This window comes from Flavisolibacter ginsengiterrae DSM 18136 (assembly GCF_059568575.1).
In genome coordinates this window covers 1-17,275 of record NZ_JCANTR010000021.1, presented here as the reverse complement: position 1 = coordinate 17,275, position 17,275 = coordinate 1, and the positions used below count along the sequence as shown (strand labels likewise).

Annotated in this window: 15 protein-coding genes; 6 read left to right on the top strand and 9 right to left on the bottom strand. The window is 41.8% G+C overall.

Annotated features, from left to right (window positions below; genetic code table 11):
• Positions 1–5: 5 nt before the first annotated feature.
• Complete coding sequence (locus tag BP74_RS17785; protein WP_496376164.1) at positions 6–1,016, bottom strand: PorP/SprF family type IX secretion system membrane protein; 1,011 nt, start codon at positions 1,014–1,016, stop codon at positions 6–8.
• A gap of 55 nt (positions 1,017–1,071) precedes the next feature.
• Positions 1,072–1,722, bottom strand: a complete 651-nt coding sequence (upp, locus tag BP74_RS17780; protein ID WP_496376162.1) for a uracil phosphoribosyltransferase — start codon at positions 1,720–1,722, stop codon at positions 1,072–1,074.
• Positions 1,723–1,833: 111 nt separating this feature from the next.
• Between upp and BP74_RS17775 the strand changes: the two genes are divergently transcribed.
• On the top strand, positions 1,834–2,955 hold the full coding sequence (locus tag BP74_RS17775; RefSeq protein WP_496376160.1) for an anhydro-N-acetylmuramic acid kinase: 1,122 nt from the start codon (positions 1,834–1,836) through the stop codon (positions 2,953–2,955).
• Between the two features lie 31 nt (positions 2,956–2,986).
• On the opposite strand, the gene ade is transcribed toward BP74_RS17775, so the two are convergent.
• Positions 2,987–4,639, bottom strand: coding sequence for an adenine deaminase (gene ade / locus BP74_RS17770; protein ID WP_496376158.1), 1,653 nt, complete (start codon positions 4,637–4,639; stop codon positions 2,987–2,989).
• Between the two features lie 99 nt (positions 4,640–4,738).
• Here ade and BP74_RS17765 point away from each other — a divergent pair, with 99 nt between their 5' ends.
• The 5 genes from BP74_RS17765 (at position 4,739) to BP74_RS17745 (ending at position 12,271) form a co-directional block, all read left to right on the top strand.
• Positions 4,739–7,858: a WD40/YVTN/BNR-like repeat-containing protein gene (locus BP74_RS17765; RefSeq protein WP_496376156.1), complete on the top strand. Its 3,120-nt coding sequence runs from the start codon at positions 4,739–4,741 to the stop codon at positions 7,856–7,858.
• Between the two features lie 95 nt (positions 7,859–7,953).
• Entirely contained in the window at positions 7,954–8,649 is a 696-nt protein-coding gene (locus BP74_RS17760) for a LytR/AlgR family response regulator transcription factor (RefSeq protein WP_496376154.1), read from the top strand.
• Between the two features lie 207 nt (positions 8,650–8,856).
• Positions 8,857–9,057 carry a hypothetical protein gene (locus tag BP74_RS17755; protein ID WP_496376152.1) on the top strand — a complete coding sequence of 67 codons (201 nt, stop codon included), beginning with the start codon at positions 8,857–8,859 and terminating at the stop codon, positions 9,055–9,057.
• Between the two features lie 25 nt (positions 9,058–9,082).
• Positions 9,083–11,251: an ATP-binding protein gene (locus BP74_RS17750; RefSeq protein ID WP_496376150.1), complete on the top strand. Its 2,169-nt coding sequence runs from the start codon at positions 9,083–9,085 to the stop codon at positions 11,249–11,251.
• 792 nt (positions 11,252–12,043) lie between these two features.
• Positions 12,044–12,271, top strand: coding sequence for a hypothetical protein (locus tag BP74_RS17745; protein WP_496376148.1), 228 nt, complete (start codon positions 12,044–12,046; stop codon positions 12,269–12,271).
• A 53-nt stretch (positions 12,272–12,324) separates the two neighbouring features.
• Here the strand turns inward: BP74_RS17745 and trmD are convergent, their stop codons facing one another.
• The 6 genes from trmD to BP74_RS17715 all read right to left on the bottom strand — a co-directional run bounded on the left by trmD (position 12,325) and on the right by BP74_RS17715 (position 16,982).
• Complete coding sequence (gene trmD, locus BP74_RS17740) at positions 12,325–13,011, bottom strand: tRNA (guanosine(37)-N1)-methyltransferase TrmD (protein WP_496376146.1); 687 nt, start codon at positions 13,009–13,011, stop codon at positions 12,325–12,327.
• A 100-nt stretch (positions 13,012–13,111) separates the two neighbouring features.
• Entirely contained in the window at positions 13,112–13,639 is a 528-nt protein-coding gene (locus tag BP74_RS17735; RefSeq protein ID WP_496376144.1) for a c-type cytochrome, read from the bottom strand.
• Between the two features lie 95 nt (positions 13,640–13,734).
• Entirely contained in the window at positions 13,735–14,355 is a 621-nt protein-coding gene (locus BP74_RS17730; RefSeq protein ID WP_496376142.1) for an SCO family protein, read from the bottom strand.
• On the bottom strand, positions 14,352–16,097 hold the full coding sequence (locus tag BP74_RS17725; RefSeq protein ID WP_496376140.1) for a cbb3-type cytochrome c oxidase subunit I: 1,746 nt from the start codon (positions 16,095–16,097) through the stop codon (positions 14,352–14,354). Before BP74_RS17725 ends, BP74_RS17730 begins: the two co-directional genes overlap by 4 nt.
• A gap of 37 nt (positions 16,098–16,134) precedes the next feature.
• Entirely contained in the window at positions 16,135–16,587 is a 453-nt protein-coding gene (locus tag BP74_RS17720) for a cytochrome c oxidase subunit II (RefSeq protein ID WP_496376138.1), read from the bottom strand.
• An 11-nt stretch (positions 16,588–16,598) separates the two neighbouring features.
• The gene (locus BP74_RS17715) at positions 16,599–16,982 is read right to left on the bottom strand and encodes a hypothetical protein (RefSeq protein ID WP_496376136.1); all 384 of its coding nucleotides are present in this window, start codon (positions 16,980–16,982) and stop codon (positions 16,599–16,601) included.
• Positions 16,983–17,275: the final 293 nt, after the last annotated feature.

Here is a 17,275-nt window from a genome sequence, read left to right as displayed (position 1 = left end):
GTGCTTTAGAACTTAGGACAGTTCAGCTTTTTTGCATTTGGATCAGTATGTTTCTTGATGTAAATAAGAGAGATCTCCGCACCACCCCGCATATTAGATGCAGGTTTCAGGCTGGAAGTATTGACATCATAGCTCGCCCCTAATTGGAATTCACCAAACTCCAGTCCCACATAGGGAATAATAGCATCTCCAAACCTGTACCAGCTACCAAGGTATAGATTCGTTGGGTTTCCGGCATCCTGCGAAACATTGATCATATAGGCACCACCGATCACCGTATTCGTAGCATTTGCCTGGCGGCTGTGATTGGCACTGAAATGAAAAGCATTGAATTCTCCAATTGGTACCATTCCTCCTGCCTGGATGGTAACCCTGGGATCCAACAGGTAGTTACCTTGCTTGAATGTCTCTTTGGGATGGTTTACATGGTACATGGAGGCTCCTAAATAAAAATTATTGGAACCATCTGTTGTACCATTATAAAGAATACCCAGGTTCATATCAAAATAGGAGAGTTTGATCTGGTTTGAGCTGAAGGATTCGTCCATCAATCCCGTAAAGCCATCTGCCCGAAGCATGCTCTCAAATTTAAGACTGGCAATATCAAGGCGTTTATTGACGTAAGTTCCCTGGAAACCCAGACCTATCTGGTGAAATCCATTTTCGTCCAGTGCTTTATGATAAGCGGTGGACAATGCCAGGAAGTTATTTTGTAATACCCCGTTGCCGCTTTTATCAGTAAAAGCCATGATGCCTACTCCAAACTGGTCATAATCAGGAATGGTATTGCGAAGTATGCCTGCATCCATGGAAATAGTAGCCGTGGTGAAAGCATTATTTATAGTAGGCCATTGATTCCGGTAATTGCCTGCTACGCGAAATACCCCATCAAACTTGCCTGTCAGGGCTGGGTTTAGCGTAAGGGGTGAAGCAAAAAATTGGGAAAAATTAGGGTCTTGTGCCTTCAAGGAAAAAACACAGCATATCAGGGAAAAACAAAACAGTAGCTTCCGCATTCATCACAGTTAGATGCGAAAATTACAAATAAAGGTGTTTACCGCAAAATTCTTTCTATGATTGGATCTTGGCGCCATACGCAAGGTCGCCTGCATCTCCCAATCCCGGAACGATATATCCTTTGGCAGTCAATTCATCATCAATAGCGCCACACCAGATTATGGCTTCAGGAACTTCACGCCTGAGGTATTCAATACCTACCGTGCAGGCTATAGCTGTTACTACATGAATGGATTTTGGGCTACCTTCTTCTTTCAGGTATTGAATGGTCTTTACCAGGGATGCTCCGGTTGCCAGCATCGGGTCGGAAATGATCAAAACCTTGTCGTCAATTTCGGGGCAGGAAAGGTATTCAAGGGCAATTTCAAAAGAACCCTCTTTATTGTGTTTTCGATAGGCAGATACAAAGGCATTATCTCCCTTGTCAAAATAGCTGATCAATCCATTGTGCAGTGCCAACCCTGCTCTTAATATAGTCGTAAGAACGGGTTGTTCCTCCAGTACTTCACAAATAGCCGTACCAAGAGGGGTTTGTATTTCTTTTTGTACAAAGGGTAACCTTTTGCTGATCTCAAAAGCGGCTACTTCACCTATTCTTTCCAGGTTACGCCTGAAACGCATCCTGTCTTTTTGGATTTCAACATCACGAAGTTCAGCTACCCAGTTACTTACTAAAGAATGTTCCCTGCTTAAATTGATTACCATTAAGTTGAATTTCTACCTTCGCCCCAAAAATATAAAGAAGAAAGCAGTTTAAGCTGATTTAACTGAATTCGTTTTTATGCAGGTGTTCACGTTTTAATACTAATATTAATTATGTTGTACAGAGCTATAGGATTAATGAGTGGCAGTTCATTGGATGGTCTGGATATCGTGTTTGCAGAATTCCAGGAAAATGCAGGAAAATGGCAATTTGAGATCCTTGCCGCGGAATGTGAAGAATATTCCCAGTCATGGAAGGAAAGACTTCAACATGCTACCGGGTTAAATGCCATGGATTACCAGTTATTGCATGTGGAGTACGGGCACTACCTTGGCGAGGCTGTCAACCGTTTTATTGAGAAAAATAATTTGCATTACAGGGTTGGTTTGGTCGCGTCTCATGGTCACACCACATTCCACATGCCTGGCAGGAAGTTAACTGCTCAATTGGGCGACGGTGCTGCTATTGCTGCACAAACGGGTTTGCCCGTTGTCAGCGACCTGAGAGCACTGGATGTGGCTTTTGGGGGGCAGGGAGCACCAATTGTTCCAATTGGCGAAAAACTATTGTTCCCTGATTTCGACCTTTACCTGAATTTGGGAGGCATAGCCAATATTTCATTCAACCTGCAAGGGAAATATATTGCCTACGATGTTTGCCCTGCCAATAAAGTATTGAACCTGGTGTGTAATACTGTAGGCAAGGAATATGATGATAAGGGACAAATGGCGGCAATTGGAAATGTTCATCCTGAGCTCCTGGAAAAATTAAACGGTTTGTCTTACTACGGTCAGCCTTACCCTAAATCTCTTGCCAACGACTTTGGCATCGATAAGGTTTTTCCTATCATTCAATCCTTTGGGCTAACGCATAATGATGGGTTGAGGACATATACGGAACATATTGTTCATCAATTAAGTGAAGCCATAAAAGCCAACTTCCCGGCAAACCAGGAAAAATCAGTAGATGAAACCAATAATAGACGCCACCGCATGTTGGTGACCGGTGGTGGGGCATTTAATAGTTTTTTAACGGAGGCACTTAGCCAAAAACTGGAAACGATGTGTGTTGATCTGATCATTCCGGAAAGCAATGTGATTAATTATAAGGAGGCGCTGATCATGGCATTGATAGGAGTATTAAGGTGGAGGCAGGAATATAATGTGCTTTCATCAGTTACCGGGGCAACAAGAGATAGCATTGGTGGTGCAGTATGGATTGGCCAGGAAGCATAGATTTCAAATTGGAAAATACTCCTGTAAAGTTTTATACAAAAGAAAAACTATCACCGTTAAATAATCCTTTGTCGCTTAGCTTCAGGTGCGGTATTACCAGCAGGGCCATAAAAGAAAGCGTCATATACGGAGCTCCCAGTGTAGATCCCAATGCTTTGGCTGCCTTATCTATTGATGAATATTGTTCTGCAATGCTATAACCATCATTAGCGCTCATTAATCCTGCAACGGGAAGTGCTATCACCATTTCCTGGTTTGCAGATGCAAGACTTACCCCGCCTTTATTTTCGATGACAAGGTTCACTGCCTTGCAAATGGATTCATCATCAACTCCTACAGCAACGATATTATGTGAATCATGAGCCACAGAAGAAGCAAGCGCTCCTTCCTGTAGTCCAAATCCATTGATCCATGCTTTTGCCACCGGCATATCCTGGTACCTGTTTACAACAACAATTTTTAAAATATCCTTTTCAATATTGGAACTTCCCACTTCGGAAAGGTCTTCAGCCGACAATGTCAATGCATTAGTAATCAGTTGACCATCCAGGGCCTTTATTACCGGGATAGCAGATCTCTTCATAGGAAGACTGGTGGAGAAATCAGAAACGGTTTTTTTACTGCAATTGAAATTATTTACGGCAGTTACAGATGTCGCTTTTGTAGCCTCAATAAATGATCTGCCTTCTTCAGCAACCAGTTTACCATTTACATAGGTTTGTACCACATCAAAATTTTCAAGGTCTTTCACCAACAGGAAGTCAGCAAAATCATTTAGCCTCAATAATCCAACTTTTAGTTTATAATGATTTACAGGATTCACGCAGGCAGCAGCTAAAATTGTAAAAATATCTATGCCGCTTGCCGCGGCCCTTTGGCATAAAAGGTTGATATGACCGTGAACAAGGCTATCAGGATGTTTATCATCACTGCAAAACATCATTTTGTCCGGGAAGCCAGGGAGCAAGTCAATGAGCGCGTCAAAATTGCGGGCGGCACTACCTTCCCTGATCAGTATCTTCATTCCCCGATGCAACTTATCCAATGCCTCTTCTTTCGTAAAGCATTCATGGTCGGTCGATATGCCCGCATTGATATACCTGGAAGCAGTTTCACCCATTAATCCGGGGGCATGACCATCTACCGGCTTATTATATTTATGAGAGGTCTTTATTTTTTCCATTACTTCCGCATCTCCCTGCAACACTCCTGGAAAATTCATCATTTCACTTAAGTAAAGAATTTCATCTCTCCGCATCAAAAGGTCAATAGCCTTAGCATTTATGGTAGCACCAGCTGTTTCAAAACTTGTTGCAGGAACACAACTGGGTGCACCAAAATTAAATTTGAACGGGACTGTCTTCCCATTTTCAATCATAAAATCAATACCCTTCATTCCGCACACATTGGCTATTTCATGTGGATCGCTTACCGTGCCCACGGTGCCGTGTACCACTGCCAGTCGTGCAAATTCGGAAGGAATGATCATGGAACTTTCTATATGAACATGCGCGTCTATAAAACCCGGAATGATAAAGTGCGCAAAATCCTTAGCCAACGATGCTTCTTCTGTAACGCGTGTTATTGCCACTATTCTTTCCTTTTCCACCCTTATTTCTGCAGCATAGATCTCCCTGGCATGCACATCCACAAGCTTTCCCCTGATGGTAAATGAATCGTTCATGGAATAAAGCTATCAAAATAATTTTGCGGGTTTCCAAAGCATTTCTTTTTTGAATCAATTTCGCCTTTGTAACTTTTCCGCTTTAATTGTAAAACACACATGAGGAAATTATTGTTATGTATTCCTATATTTCTTGCTTTTACTGTAGTTGCCCAAAAGAAGAAACCGAATACTACTTCTGAATCCACAGAAGCTGTTCTTTTATTGAAAGTAAATTACCGCCTGGTAGGACCGTTCCGTGGTGGCCGTAGCGGTGCCGTTGCAGGAAGCTATAATAACAAGAACACTTTTTATTTTGGTGCCACTGGTGGCGGTGTATGGAAAACAACAGATGGTGGCAGCAACTGGAAAAATATCAGTGATAAATTTTTTGGTGGAACAATTGGCGCTGTAGCTGTGGCACCCAGTGATGAAAATATTGTGTACGTGGGTGAGGGGGAAAATACCCTGCGCGGCAATGTTAGTGAGGGCCTACAGGGGATGTGGCGCAGTGAAGATGGTGGCCGCACCTGGAAAAATATAGGGTTAAAAGATGGGCGTCACATTGTACGTATTCTTATTCACCCGCGCAATCCGGATATAGTGTGGGCGGCTGTAATGGGTCATTTGTTTGGTCCGAATGAAATGCGGGGCATTTATAAAACAATTGATGGTGGAAAATCATGGAAAAGGGTATTGTATGTAAATAATCAGACAGGCGCTTCAGACCTTGTTATGGAGGATGGAAATCCCGAAGTGTTGTATGCAGGCACCTGGAGGGCTTTGCGAACACCCTATAGTATGGAAAGTGGTGGTGAAGGCAGCGGGCTATGGAAAAGCACGAATGGTGGAGAGACATGGACCAATATTTCTGCAAAAAAAGGCTTGCCAAAAGGTGTTTGGGGCATTGTATCGGTGGCGGTGGCCCCATCCAATCCTGATAAGATCTATACATTGATTGAAAACCAGGATGGCGGAATGTTTATGTCAAACGACGCAGGTGAAACCTGGACGCTTACCAGCAGCGATAACAACATAAGGCAAAGAGCCTGGTATTATAATAAGGTGTTTGTAGACCCTAAAAATGATAACCTGGTATATGCACCCAATGTAAACATGATGCGAAGCAGGGATGGCGGCAAAACCTTTCAAGCCATCAATACGCCTCATAGTGATCACCATGATCTGTGGATAGATCCTGCCGATGGTAACAGGATGATCGTTGCTGATGACGGGGGTGCACAGGTAAGTTTTGATGCGGGGGCCAATTGGAGCACTTATATGAATCAACCCACGGCCCAGATATACCGGGTCACCACTGATAATTCCTATCCCTACAGGATCTTAGGTGCCCAACAGGATAACAGTACCATAAGGATTAAAAGCAGGTCTTCCGGTGAGGGGATCACACAAAATGATTGGGAATCAACTGCAGGGGCAGAAAGTGGATACGTGGTAGCAGATCCTTTGAATCCGGATATTGTATATGGGGGTAACTATGGTGGATACCTTTCCAGGCTTGATCATAAAACCGGTGAAAACAGGGCTGTATCACCATGGCCGGATAACCCTATGGGTGCTGGCGCTGATGTGCAGAAATATAGATTCCAGTGGAACTTTCCCATATTCTTTTCTCCTCATAATCCAAAACGCTTATACACCGCAGGTAATGTTTTATTTGTAACAGAGGATGAGGGTCAAACCTGGGCCCAGATCTCACCGGATCTTACTATCAATGATAAATCCAAACAGGGACCAAGTGGTGGACCGATCACAAAGGATAATACTTCAGTTGAATATTACAGTACCATTTTTACGGCTACCGAATCCCCACTTGAAAAAGACCTGTTGTGGACAGGAAGTGATGATGGCATCATATCTGTTAGTCGTGACGGCGGTAAGAACTGGTCTAATGTAACCCCAAAGGATAGTCCTAAATGGATGATGTGGAATTGTATTGAAGCAGATCCTTTCAAAAAGGGCACCGCCTATTTTGTAGGCACAAGGTATAAGCTGGATGATTTTACACCTTATATCTACAAAACGGAAGATTACGGCAAAACATGGAAACTGATCACCAATGGTATTCCTTCCATGCATTTTGCCCGTTGCCTGAGAGCAGATCCCAGGCGTGAAGGACTGTTGTATGCAGGTACAGAATATGGCATGTATATCTCTTTCGATGACGGAAGGAACTGGCAAAGCTTCCAGCAGAATTTGCCCATGGTTCCTATTACTGACCTAACCATCAAAGACAATGACCTGGTGGTAGCCACCCAGGGTCGTGCTTTTTGGATAATAGATGACCTTGGTGTGATTCAGCAGTTTGACAGATCCATACTCGGGCAAAAATTGCATGTTTTCCAGGTCAAGCCTACCATCCGCATACCGGGTAACCGTTTTTCACAATCATTTGGTACTCCGAAAAACGCAGGCACCAACCCTCCTTCGGGCGTAGTTTTTAAGTATTATGTAAAAGAGATCAATGATTCAACCAAAGCAGCAATAACCATTTTTGATAAGGAACACAAAGAGATCAAAACTTTTACTTCCGATGCTAAAGACGCAAGATCTAAGGTGGATGTGGCTACAGGTATGAATACTTTCTCGTGGAATTTATTATATCCGGGGTCAGAAAGAGTGGAGGGGATGGTACTCTGGAATGGTGTTCCTTCAGGTATTGTAGCTCCTCCCGGTTCTTATTATGCCCGGTTTAAAATAGGCATGGACTCAGTCGATGTTCCATTTTCAATTACTCCCGACCTTACCTATAAAACCACCCAGGAAGAATACGAGCAACAATTTGCTTTTCTGAAAACAGTGCAGGAGAAGTTTGATTCCACACAAAAGACCATTAAGGACATCAGGAATCTCCGGGCCCAGATCAATGCTTTCACCGCATTACAGGGAAAGGATATTCCAAAGGATGTTAAATCAATGGCAGATAGCATCAATAAGCAAATGTCCATGATCGAAGAGGCATTGTACCAGACAAAAGCAAAAAGTGAGCAGGATGTATTGAATTATCCCATCCGTTTGAATGATAAATTATCCGGATTGTTTGATGTGGCAAACAGTGGCAATTTTGCACCCAGCAAGCAATCAAGAGAAGTTTTCAAAGATATCAGTGCACAGGTCGATGAACAGCTTAATAAGTTCAGGACAATTAGGGAAAAGAACATCCCTGCATTGAATGAACTGATTCGTCAAAGATCATTACCTGTAATAGGTACTAAATAATTGGCATGATTATGAAAGCAGGAAGAAGATTCCTGCTTTCATGTTTTTTGTATGAAGCAACCCATGGTTTATTATATTTGTTTATACCCTTAACTATGAAGTGTTTAATAGTAGACGATAATAAGATGGCCCGGATGGCCCTGAAGCAATTGGTAACCCAGGTGCCTTCATTGGAACTGGTGGCTGAATGCAGTGATGCAATGGAAGCCAATGAAGAATTAAATGATACTTCCATAGACCTGCTGCTACTTGATATTGAAATGCCCGGGATGAGCGGACTGGAACTTATAAAAAAAATGGGCAATAAAAAACCGCTGATCATATTCACCACCGCCAAGGCGGATTATGCTGTTGAAGCATTTGAATTGAATGTTGTGGATTACCTGGTGAAGCCTATTGCAATGCCACGTTTTAAGCAGGCTATTGAAAAGGCTAATGAAGCACTGGAAAGCAATAAAGAAGAGGTGAAGGTTGAAGAACAGGGTTTTGTATTTGTAAAAGATAATGGCATCCTGAAAAGGATAAGTATCGACGATATTCTTTTTTTGGAAGCAATGGGTGATTATGTAAAAGTGCATACCGCACAAAAGTTCCATGTGGTGCATGCAACGCTGAAATCCATTGAAGAAAAACTTCCATCTTCAAAATTTATCAGGGTTCATCGCAGTTATATTGTTGCTATTAATAAAATTGACTATATACAGGAAGGAACCATCAGTATTGGGAAAACCAGTATACCGGTTGCAGATACCCATAAGGCAAATCTTAACAAAAGGTTGAATCTTCTTTAAATTTCACCGTATCTAACTTCCCCTTCATCGAAGTGTTTCATACTTTAAACTAAGTAATCCCAAATACAAAATTGGGACTGTTATTTTTGTTTTGCACTTATACAATCAAGATCCGGTTTATAAGTGCAGTTCTTTAGGCCTGTGTTTTACACATAGTAACAATACACCAAATAACTAAGCAACCAACAGGATATATCCTGTTTTTTTATGAAAAAATTTCTTGTATTCATATTATTCCTTTCTGTGCTCATCACCTCTGAGTATTATTTTTTCATAGAAATATTCTCTCAAAAAAGGTCAATTGTTCTATTGCCCAGCCTGCTATTGATGATCCTTTCCATCTATGGTATCTTCCGCTTTGCTAAAAAAACCATCCTAAGTTCCAAACACAGCACCCCGGCAAATTGATTTTCGTATTTTCGGTAGCAATACTATGCGTAAGCCGGAATTAAGATATCTCGTATTGTGGTTGTTTTTAGTGGGTGTAATAGTTATCGTTTTCCTACAGGTTATCTCGGGATACAATATAAACAGGTTGATCCAGGGTAATCAACGATTACTTGGTGAGATCAAAGTTCAGAATGATCTGCGCAAGCTGGAATCCAATTTACTAATGGTAGAAAGCGATATTCGGGGTGCCGTTATCACTTCCAACCGGTCTTTATTAAATAATACAGAAGGCAGGATAGATTTAATAAGATCTGAACTTGCAAAACTTCAGCATTTAAATAGTGGGCAGCTTCAGTCGTCAGAGATCAGCAACCTGCAGTTTTTGGTAAATGAAAAATTGAATTTCAGCAGTAAGATACTGGAGGCGTTTAATCACTTTAGCAAGGATTCGGCAGAATCAGTTATCAATTCCCATAGGGGGCAGATCCTCAGGGATAGTATTTCTCAGGTTATCACTGTATTGGATAATAACCGCCAGGCGCAATTGAATCAACTTACAGCTTCCAATGAATCCTCTGGTCGCAAGGCGCGTCTTTGGGGACTTGTGGTTACTGCCATAGCCCTCCTGGCCGTTATAATTGCCTTCTGGTACATTCTTAGCCAGGGCCGTCATCAGCAAAGGATCATAAGCTTGCTAAATGAATCGGATAAGCGTAACCGTGAGGTGGCACAGATGAAAGAACAATTCCTGGCCAATATGAGTCATGAAATTCGCACCCCCATGAATTCCATATTAGGATTCACCAACTTGCTGCGACGCACCCAGTTAAATGATCATCAAAAGGATTATGTAAGAAATATTCATTCGGCAGGAGAGAACTTGCTGGCGCTGGTAAATGATATCCTCGACCTTTCGAAAATTGAAGCGGGTATGATGCACCTGGAAGAAGTGCGTTTTAGCCTGAATAGTTTGATCAGCTCTGTGGGGGCCATGTTCATAGAGAAGATCAGGGAAAAGCGCCTGAGCCTCAACGTGCAGATTGATAAAGATGTTCCTGACGTTTTGCAGGGTGATGCGGTGCGGTTGACCCAGATCATCGTGAACCTTATAAGCAATGCAGTAAAGTTTACCAACAAAGGATCTATTACCATTGCTGTTCATGCAGTTGAAATGAACGAATCAGAGGTGCGTATCCGAATGATCATTTCAGATACAGGGATTGGTATTGCTCCCGAAAAACAGAAATATATATTTGAAAGGTTCCAGCAGGCCGATACGGAGATCACAAGAAGATTTGGGGGTACCGGCCTGGGGCTGGCCATCGTTAAACAACTTGTTGACCTCCAACAGGGCCATATCGATTTAAAAAGTGTTTTGAATAAAGGCACTGAATTTACAGTGGAACTGACGTATAAACTACCGGATGTTGACCAGATGTTTTCCGAAGCACTGGCGGCGGAAATGGAACCTGTAACCCTTCAACGTATCAAGGCTTTGATAGCTGAAGATAATCTCATGAACCAGCAGTTGATAGCGCATTTATTAAAAAGCTGGTCTATTGATTATACTATCGTTAACAATGGCGCCGAAGCCATAGAAGAACTGCAGGTTAATAATTACTCCATTGTATTGATGGACATCCAGATGCCGGAAATGGATGGTTATACAGCTACTGAAACGATAAGGAAAGATCTGCAGATCGATATTCCAATTATTGCCATGACCGCTCATGCGATGGCAGGTGAAAAGGAAAAATGCCTGGCCTTGGGAATGAATGATTATGTGTCAAAGCCCATAAAAGAAACGGTATTGTATAATATCATAGCCCGTCATGCGCAACATCATTCCGACCTGAATAATGACCATCATATCCAGATCAACCTGGAATACCTGCACCAATTATCAGGGAATGACTCTGATTTTGAAAGGCAGATATTAGAACAATTCCAAATGCAAATGCCCGAAGAATTGAATTTGTTAAAACATGCTATTCAGCATCGGGATTTTGATAAGATCAGGAGGGTAGCACATACCATGAAATCTACTGTTGGGTATGTGGGCTTATCCGATGAATTAACACCTGCATTATCTGAGATTGAAAATGTTGAACATCTTCATGATAATTCTGTGCTGGACGAGCATTATAATTTCATTTCTGTTAAATGTTTTGAAGCCCTGGAAGGTGTGAAAAGATTGCTTAAAACCAGTTAAGCTTTCACAATCTTTTATACAACTTCGGCTAATTAAGAACTACCTTACATTTATCGATTTTTTTGGGGCTTTCACCGAAACAAATATTGTACGGAATAGTGGCTATGTACCTTTATATCGCCTTCTGATAGATTAATAGATCGTAAGATTTCTACATAGAATTTAAGAACTTGGTTTCGTATGGTTAAGGGTGAAGCCCTGCTTTTCTAAGCGGGGCACTTTTTTTCCAAAAACGTTTTACAGAGCTTCCCTCCTAATTGCCATAACAATTGGGAAGCAATGTCCTAATCAACAGCGTCCTGTTTCTACAGGAGGCTCTTTTTTTTAAAAAAACTTCCTCTTGAAATTGTTTATCAGTTCTCAGACTGTCATATTCACTAGCATTTAAAATACCCAGGAAACTTTTGATACAAATGATGTAACATTTAAAAGTGCTATAGTCGAGATAATAAAATTATTGCACTTTAGATTCCTTTACCTCGCAGGCCCGAAAGCAAAACTGAAATGTTCAAGATGAAATACCTACTCTTTATAGTTGTTCATGTATTTGAAATCAATTTATTTGGGCAAAATTTAGAAAAGCAAAAAGTTGTTATTGACTTACAAATCAAGCATATCTCAAATTGAGAAAAATTAAAAGCATCAAACGTTTCAATATCTGGACTTGATAATACTTTTCCCAACATACATTATCAGTAAGTTGAATCCTCAGAAGGATATGAACTAATTAATAGAAAGTTTGCTAATTAAAAGGATACTATCCAACAATGCTTCTATTGTAAAAATGGGAGTTTGATTTATGCTAATGAGAAAATTACTACCTACCTCATCGACATGGGCAAAATTGATTCTGTAATATGGGTTGGAAATTTTTATTTCTCCAAGGGCAAACTGATAGCTAATGTTACTCTTGGCCATGGAATATCTGAAATTGATTCCTGGAATCCAAAAGTAGGTATGCTTAAAGCTTTTAATGAATCAAAAAAAATTATTCAGAAACATCATGAAATGAAATGGTAATTCAACATATGCAAATAGCATTTAGCTTCTTTCTTTCAAATCAACCCAAAATTTTATTCCTCATGCTTCTTATAAATATCCGGTCTTCTTTCCCTGGTTCTTTCTATGGCCATTTCATGGCGCCACTCATCAATTTTTTTAGGATCGCCGCTCAGCAATACGTCCGGCACTTTCCATCCATTGAATTCAGATGGTCGCGTATATACGGGGGGGGCCAATAAATTATCCTGGAAAGAATCTGTTAGGGCAGATGTTTCATCATTCAGCACACCAGGGAGTAGCCTGCCGATAGCATCAACAAGTACGGCCGCCGCCAGCTCACCTCCGCTCAATACATAATCTCCAATGGAAATCTCTTTGGTTATATAGTGTTCCCTGATACGTTCATCAATTCCTTTATAATGCCCGCAGATCAGTAAAATATTTTCCTTCAGTGAAAATTGATTGGCCAATTGCTGGTTCAAAGTGGCTCCATCAGGTGTCAGGTAGATGATCTCATCATATTTTCTTTCCTTTTGAAGAGATTCAATGGCATTGACCAGGGGTTCACACATCATCACCATGCCTGCGCCCCCGCCATACTGGTAATCATCCACCTGTCCATATTCATTCACCGCCCATTGCCTGAGGTTGTGGGTTCTTACAGTCAGCAAACCTTTATCCTGCGCTCTTTTCATGATGGAATGGGAGAGGGGGCTGTTTAGCAGCTCGGGCAACACACTAATGATATCAACATGCATCAGGCAAAGATAGGCCAGGCAAAAAAAAGTGCCCTATCCTTTAATCCTGACTTGCTGGATGGATAGAGCACAATTGAAACGAAAACCAACGATACACTCTTTACTGATTACGGCGCATATAGCGTTCCATGCTTTTTACTTTTACGGCTATAAGCAGACCTATGATAAGCAGGACTACAACAGCTAAATAACCAATAAAGAATCCATAGTTGGTGATAGACAATGGTGTATATACAGGGCGTAATTTGCCCGGTTTAGTAAACGGTGCTTTCTCTGGGCCTGCACTGGCCTCTGTTTTAATAAATTCTACAATGCTCCTGATATTATCAGGGGTAAGGTCCGGATGATCCGGCATTGGGATTTTGTTGAACTTGTCAAATAGCGCAACTGCATCCTTATCACCTTTTTTAATCACTGTTTGAGAGGAGTGTACAAAATTGATGATCCAGTCAATGGAACGTCTTTGATCCACTCCTGCCAGTGCAGGCCCGGTAACTATTTTGTTTACATTATGACAAGCTGCACAACGGGAACTGAATATAGCCTTGCCTTCCTCTACCGGAGGCGCAGCCATGACGTATGAACTTATAAAGAATATCAGAGCTAATTGAGTGATCTTCCTTTTCATTAGTAATGCGTTGTTTTCTTTTCGTTACAAAGCTGAAAGAATAAATTTTTCAAAATGATTACTTCAAACAGACGAACAGATGATTTTGGTCAGGTTTAACGGGAGTATTCTTTTTCTAATCTTTTGATGTCTCTTAATAGATTATTTACCTCCGCATCATCAGTACCGTTATAAAAGCCCCTGATGCGTTTTGCTTTGTCCACTAAAACCAATAATTCACTGTGGATGAAATCATTGGGTCCTCCATCTCCGTCAGTGGCTACCACAAGAAAACTTTTTCTAGCCAGCTTGTATATCTCTTTTTTTTCTCCTGTAATCAGTTGCCAGTTATTCTGGATATCCATTTTTGTGGCATAAGACTTTAGCTGCCCAACAGAATCTCTTTCCGGATCAACCGTAAAGGAATTGACCAGGATAGATGGATCATTGGCATATAATTGCTGCACTTTTTTCAGATTGCGAATCATTTTGGGACAAATGCTTGGGCAATGGGTAAAAAAGAAATTATTGACCGTGATCTTTCCCTGCCATTCCGCCTGGGAAGAAGTCTTTCCATATTGATTCACCAACTGGTAATTAGCTATGGTATGATCATTTCCGCCCAATACGGGTAACCTGGTATAGGTATGTTCATACCACTTCACAATCCCGAATACACCCATGGGCAGCAGCACCACTATGGCCAGGAACATCCAGATGCTAAAATGTTTTTTCATTTCTGAATGGTTACCGCACTTGCCGTTTTATCCCCTAAAGCCGGTGTTTTCAAACCATCAGTTTTTAAGGTAGTTGAAACCGGCACGGGGTTGTCAGGCGTGAATCGGGGAGCTCCCGGACCCGGATTCTTTGTAGCATCCAAGAAGGCAGGTACGTAGGCTATCACCAATACTATCGCCATCGTCACCAGCCAAGGCTTAAATGAATCAAATAATGGTATGCGCCTTTCATTGTGCAGGTTTTCACTCACTGGGAACTCCAACATGGCTGCTTCTGTCTGTTTCTTTAACATGGTACCAAAGAATACTACCAGGAACAGCATGCCCGCAATGAACATAATGATGCCTCCTAATAAGGCAAGCGTTGTAGTAGGCACCCACTCCGGTGTAAACAATTCATTTTTTGGGTTCAGGTAGGTCATTCCCAAATTGGTCCTGCGCGGCTCACCCAGAAGACCTCCCCAGGATAGGCCTGTGGAGAAGATCAGGATGCCGATCACCCAGAGGTAAGGTATGATCACGGCCACTTTTGGCATGAACACTTTTTTACCTGAGTTCTTTGAATAGATATAAAGGCTCATTCCAATAATGGCAAGAAATACAGGGCCTGCTACAGTCATGTGGAAGTGACCTGGTAACCATGCAGTGTTATGTACCACGGCATTCAGTTCACTGGAAGAATTGACTATACCCGTGAGCCCACCAAATATGAACAGGAATAATCCAGAGATCATATAGGCAAACAGGTAACGGTTTTGATCGAGGTAAGGTAGTTTGCCAAAAAAACCTAACAGACCTTTAGCACCTCTTTTCCTGCCTGCATACTCCAGTGAAGCCGCAAGGGTAAATGCAGTGATAAAACTTGGAATGGCAACTCCAAAGGTCAGTAAGCTTTGAAAGATCTTTACGCCTTTGGTGATGGAAGGATCTGAAAACTGGTGGTGCACACCTACCGGCACTGAAAATAACAGGAAGCCAAATAAAGCGATGCGGCCTGCAAGATCAGAGAACAATTTACCGCCTGCCAGTTTGGGCAGGAAATTATAAAACATGATGTATGCCGGCAACAGCCAGAAATACACCAGGGCATGTCCGAAGAACCAAAACAAGGTACGGGCAAGTGTAACGTTCACAGTTTGTTTCCATCCCATGGCCCAGGGAAGCAATAACACTAATACTTCATAGGCGGCTGCAAGTGTACACACAAACCAGATGATGAAGTTTACCAGAGTACCCAAAACAGCCAGTGGGGTTTTGGTATCCGGGTTTTCCTTTCTCCATTGCCTGTACAGGCGTGACCAGTCAAACAGTGGAATCCATGATCCTACTATGAGTAAAGCAGTGCCTAAATAAAAGAAGGGATGTGCTTTTAGCGGAGGATAGAAAGTGTATAATACCGAAGCCTTGCCGGCCAGCATAGCCCAGGCAGCCATCAGTGTTCCGATGGTCATCAGCCAGAAGCTAAGCCAGGACAGCTTTTTATTAGGCTCCTTCTTTAGAAAGAAAGCAATCGTAGCATGCCCGAAAGCTACAGCAAAGAATGTGGTCAATACAATGGCATTGATAACGCCATGTAATGTTAAGCCCTGGTAATAATCCAGTTTGGCAAAAGAAGGTTGATGCAAAACCCCTGCACGGTAAATGACCTGCATGAGTCCATGGTAAATGCCTATCGATAAGAGTGCCAGGGGAATGCCTAGTTCCCAGTATATTACTCTTCTTAATGATTTTGAAAGTTGCATATTGATCGCGCTTTTCGTTTGAATAAAAAAGTGGAAATTATTTGGCAGGGTAGTTTACAATTATTTCAGCCTGCATGTTTTGGTGGCCAACACCACAGTATTCATGACAGGTGATCTTGTAAACGCCTGGCTTGTCAAACTTTACAGTTTGTTTATTGATGTTGCCATACACAGCCATCATGTTAACGTTCTTCTCGGCTATGTTAAATCCATGTACTACATCCTTGGATGTCAGGAAGAAGTCAACTTCGCTGCCTACAGGAATATAAATCTGTGATGGTTGAAACTGCCACATCTGTGCAACCGCAAAGACCTGGTAGGTATTTTCATCCAGCTTGGTAACCTTAGCCTCAGTATAAGTCTTATCAAAAGGCAGGCATTCAGGCAGGTCATTATACTTGCTTCTGCCATATAGCATAGAAAATATAAACAGGGACAATATAGCCCCGGTAATAAGGAGGATCCTTTTTTCAAATTTGTCCAATACCATGGTTTGAATGTTTAGACTCTTCCGAGCATGATGAAATAGATACCATACCAGATAAAGGCTCCGAGCAGTACTAATAAAATGAAGAATGCAATGGCGCCCTTTGGCTTGAAGTTTTTGTCAAACTCCTCTTCCTGGGAAGTTTGTGGCGCATTGGGTTGCACCATTTCGGTGGTTTGCATATCGATGATTTTTGTTTGAAGCAAAAGTATTTTTATGGGATACCCATGTAGATGATAAGAGATTTGAGGGAACATGATTTTAATCAGGTTTTCTTCCCCGGCAGTTTTCATTTCCCCTGTTATGGCCAGGCTCTTTTTGATGGCCCGGTTGGTCAATGACGTTCCTACATTCCTTACCAATGGAATCGGGCTATCTCCAGTTTTTCTTTTTAGCATCGACCTATCAATAACCTATCTGGATACTACCTACTCCCGGTCTGGAGTATAGCTGCCCCCTATCTACTCCCTACCTACGGTATAGATACTGCGTGATCATCACGCAGTATCTATACCGTAGCTATACTGCAGGTAGGGCGTTGGTATACTGTAGATAGGAAGAAGGGTGGGAATATCGAACAGTTGAACAGGGAATGTCGAATGTTGAAGTGGAGTTAGATTGGAGAGGCATTGTTTATAGCTGTCCTGGCATAGGTTGAAAGAGGAATAATGATCAATGAGCAATGCTCAAT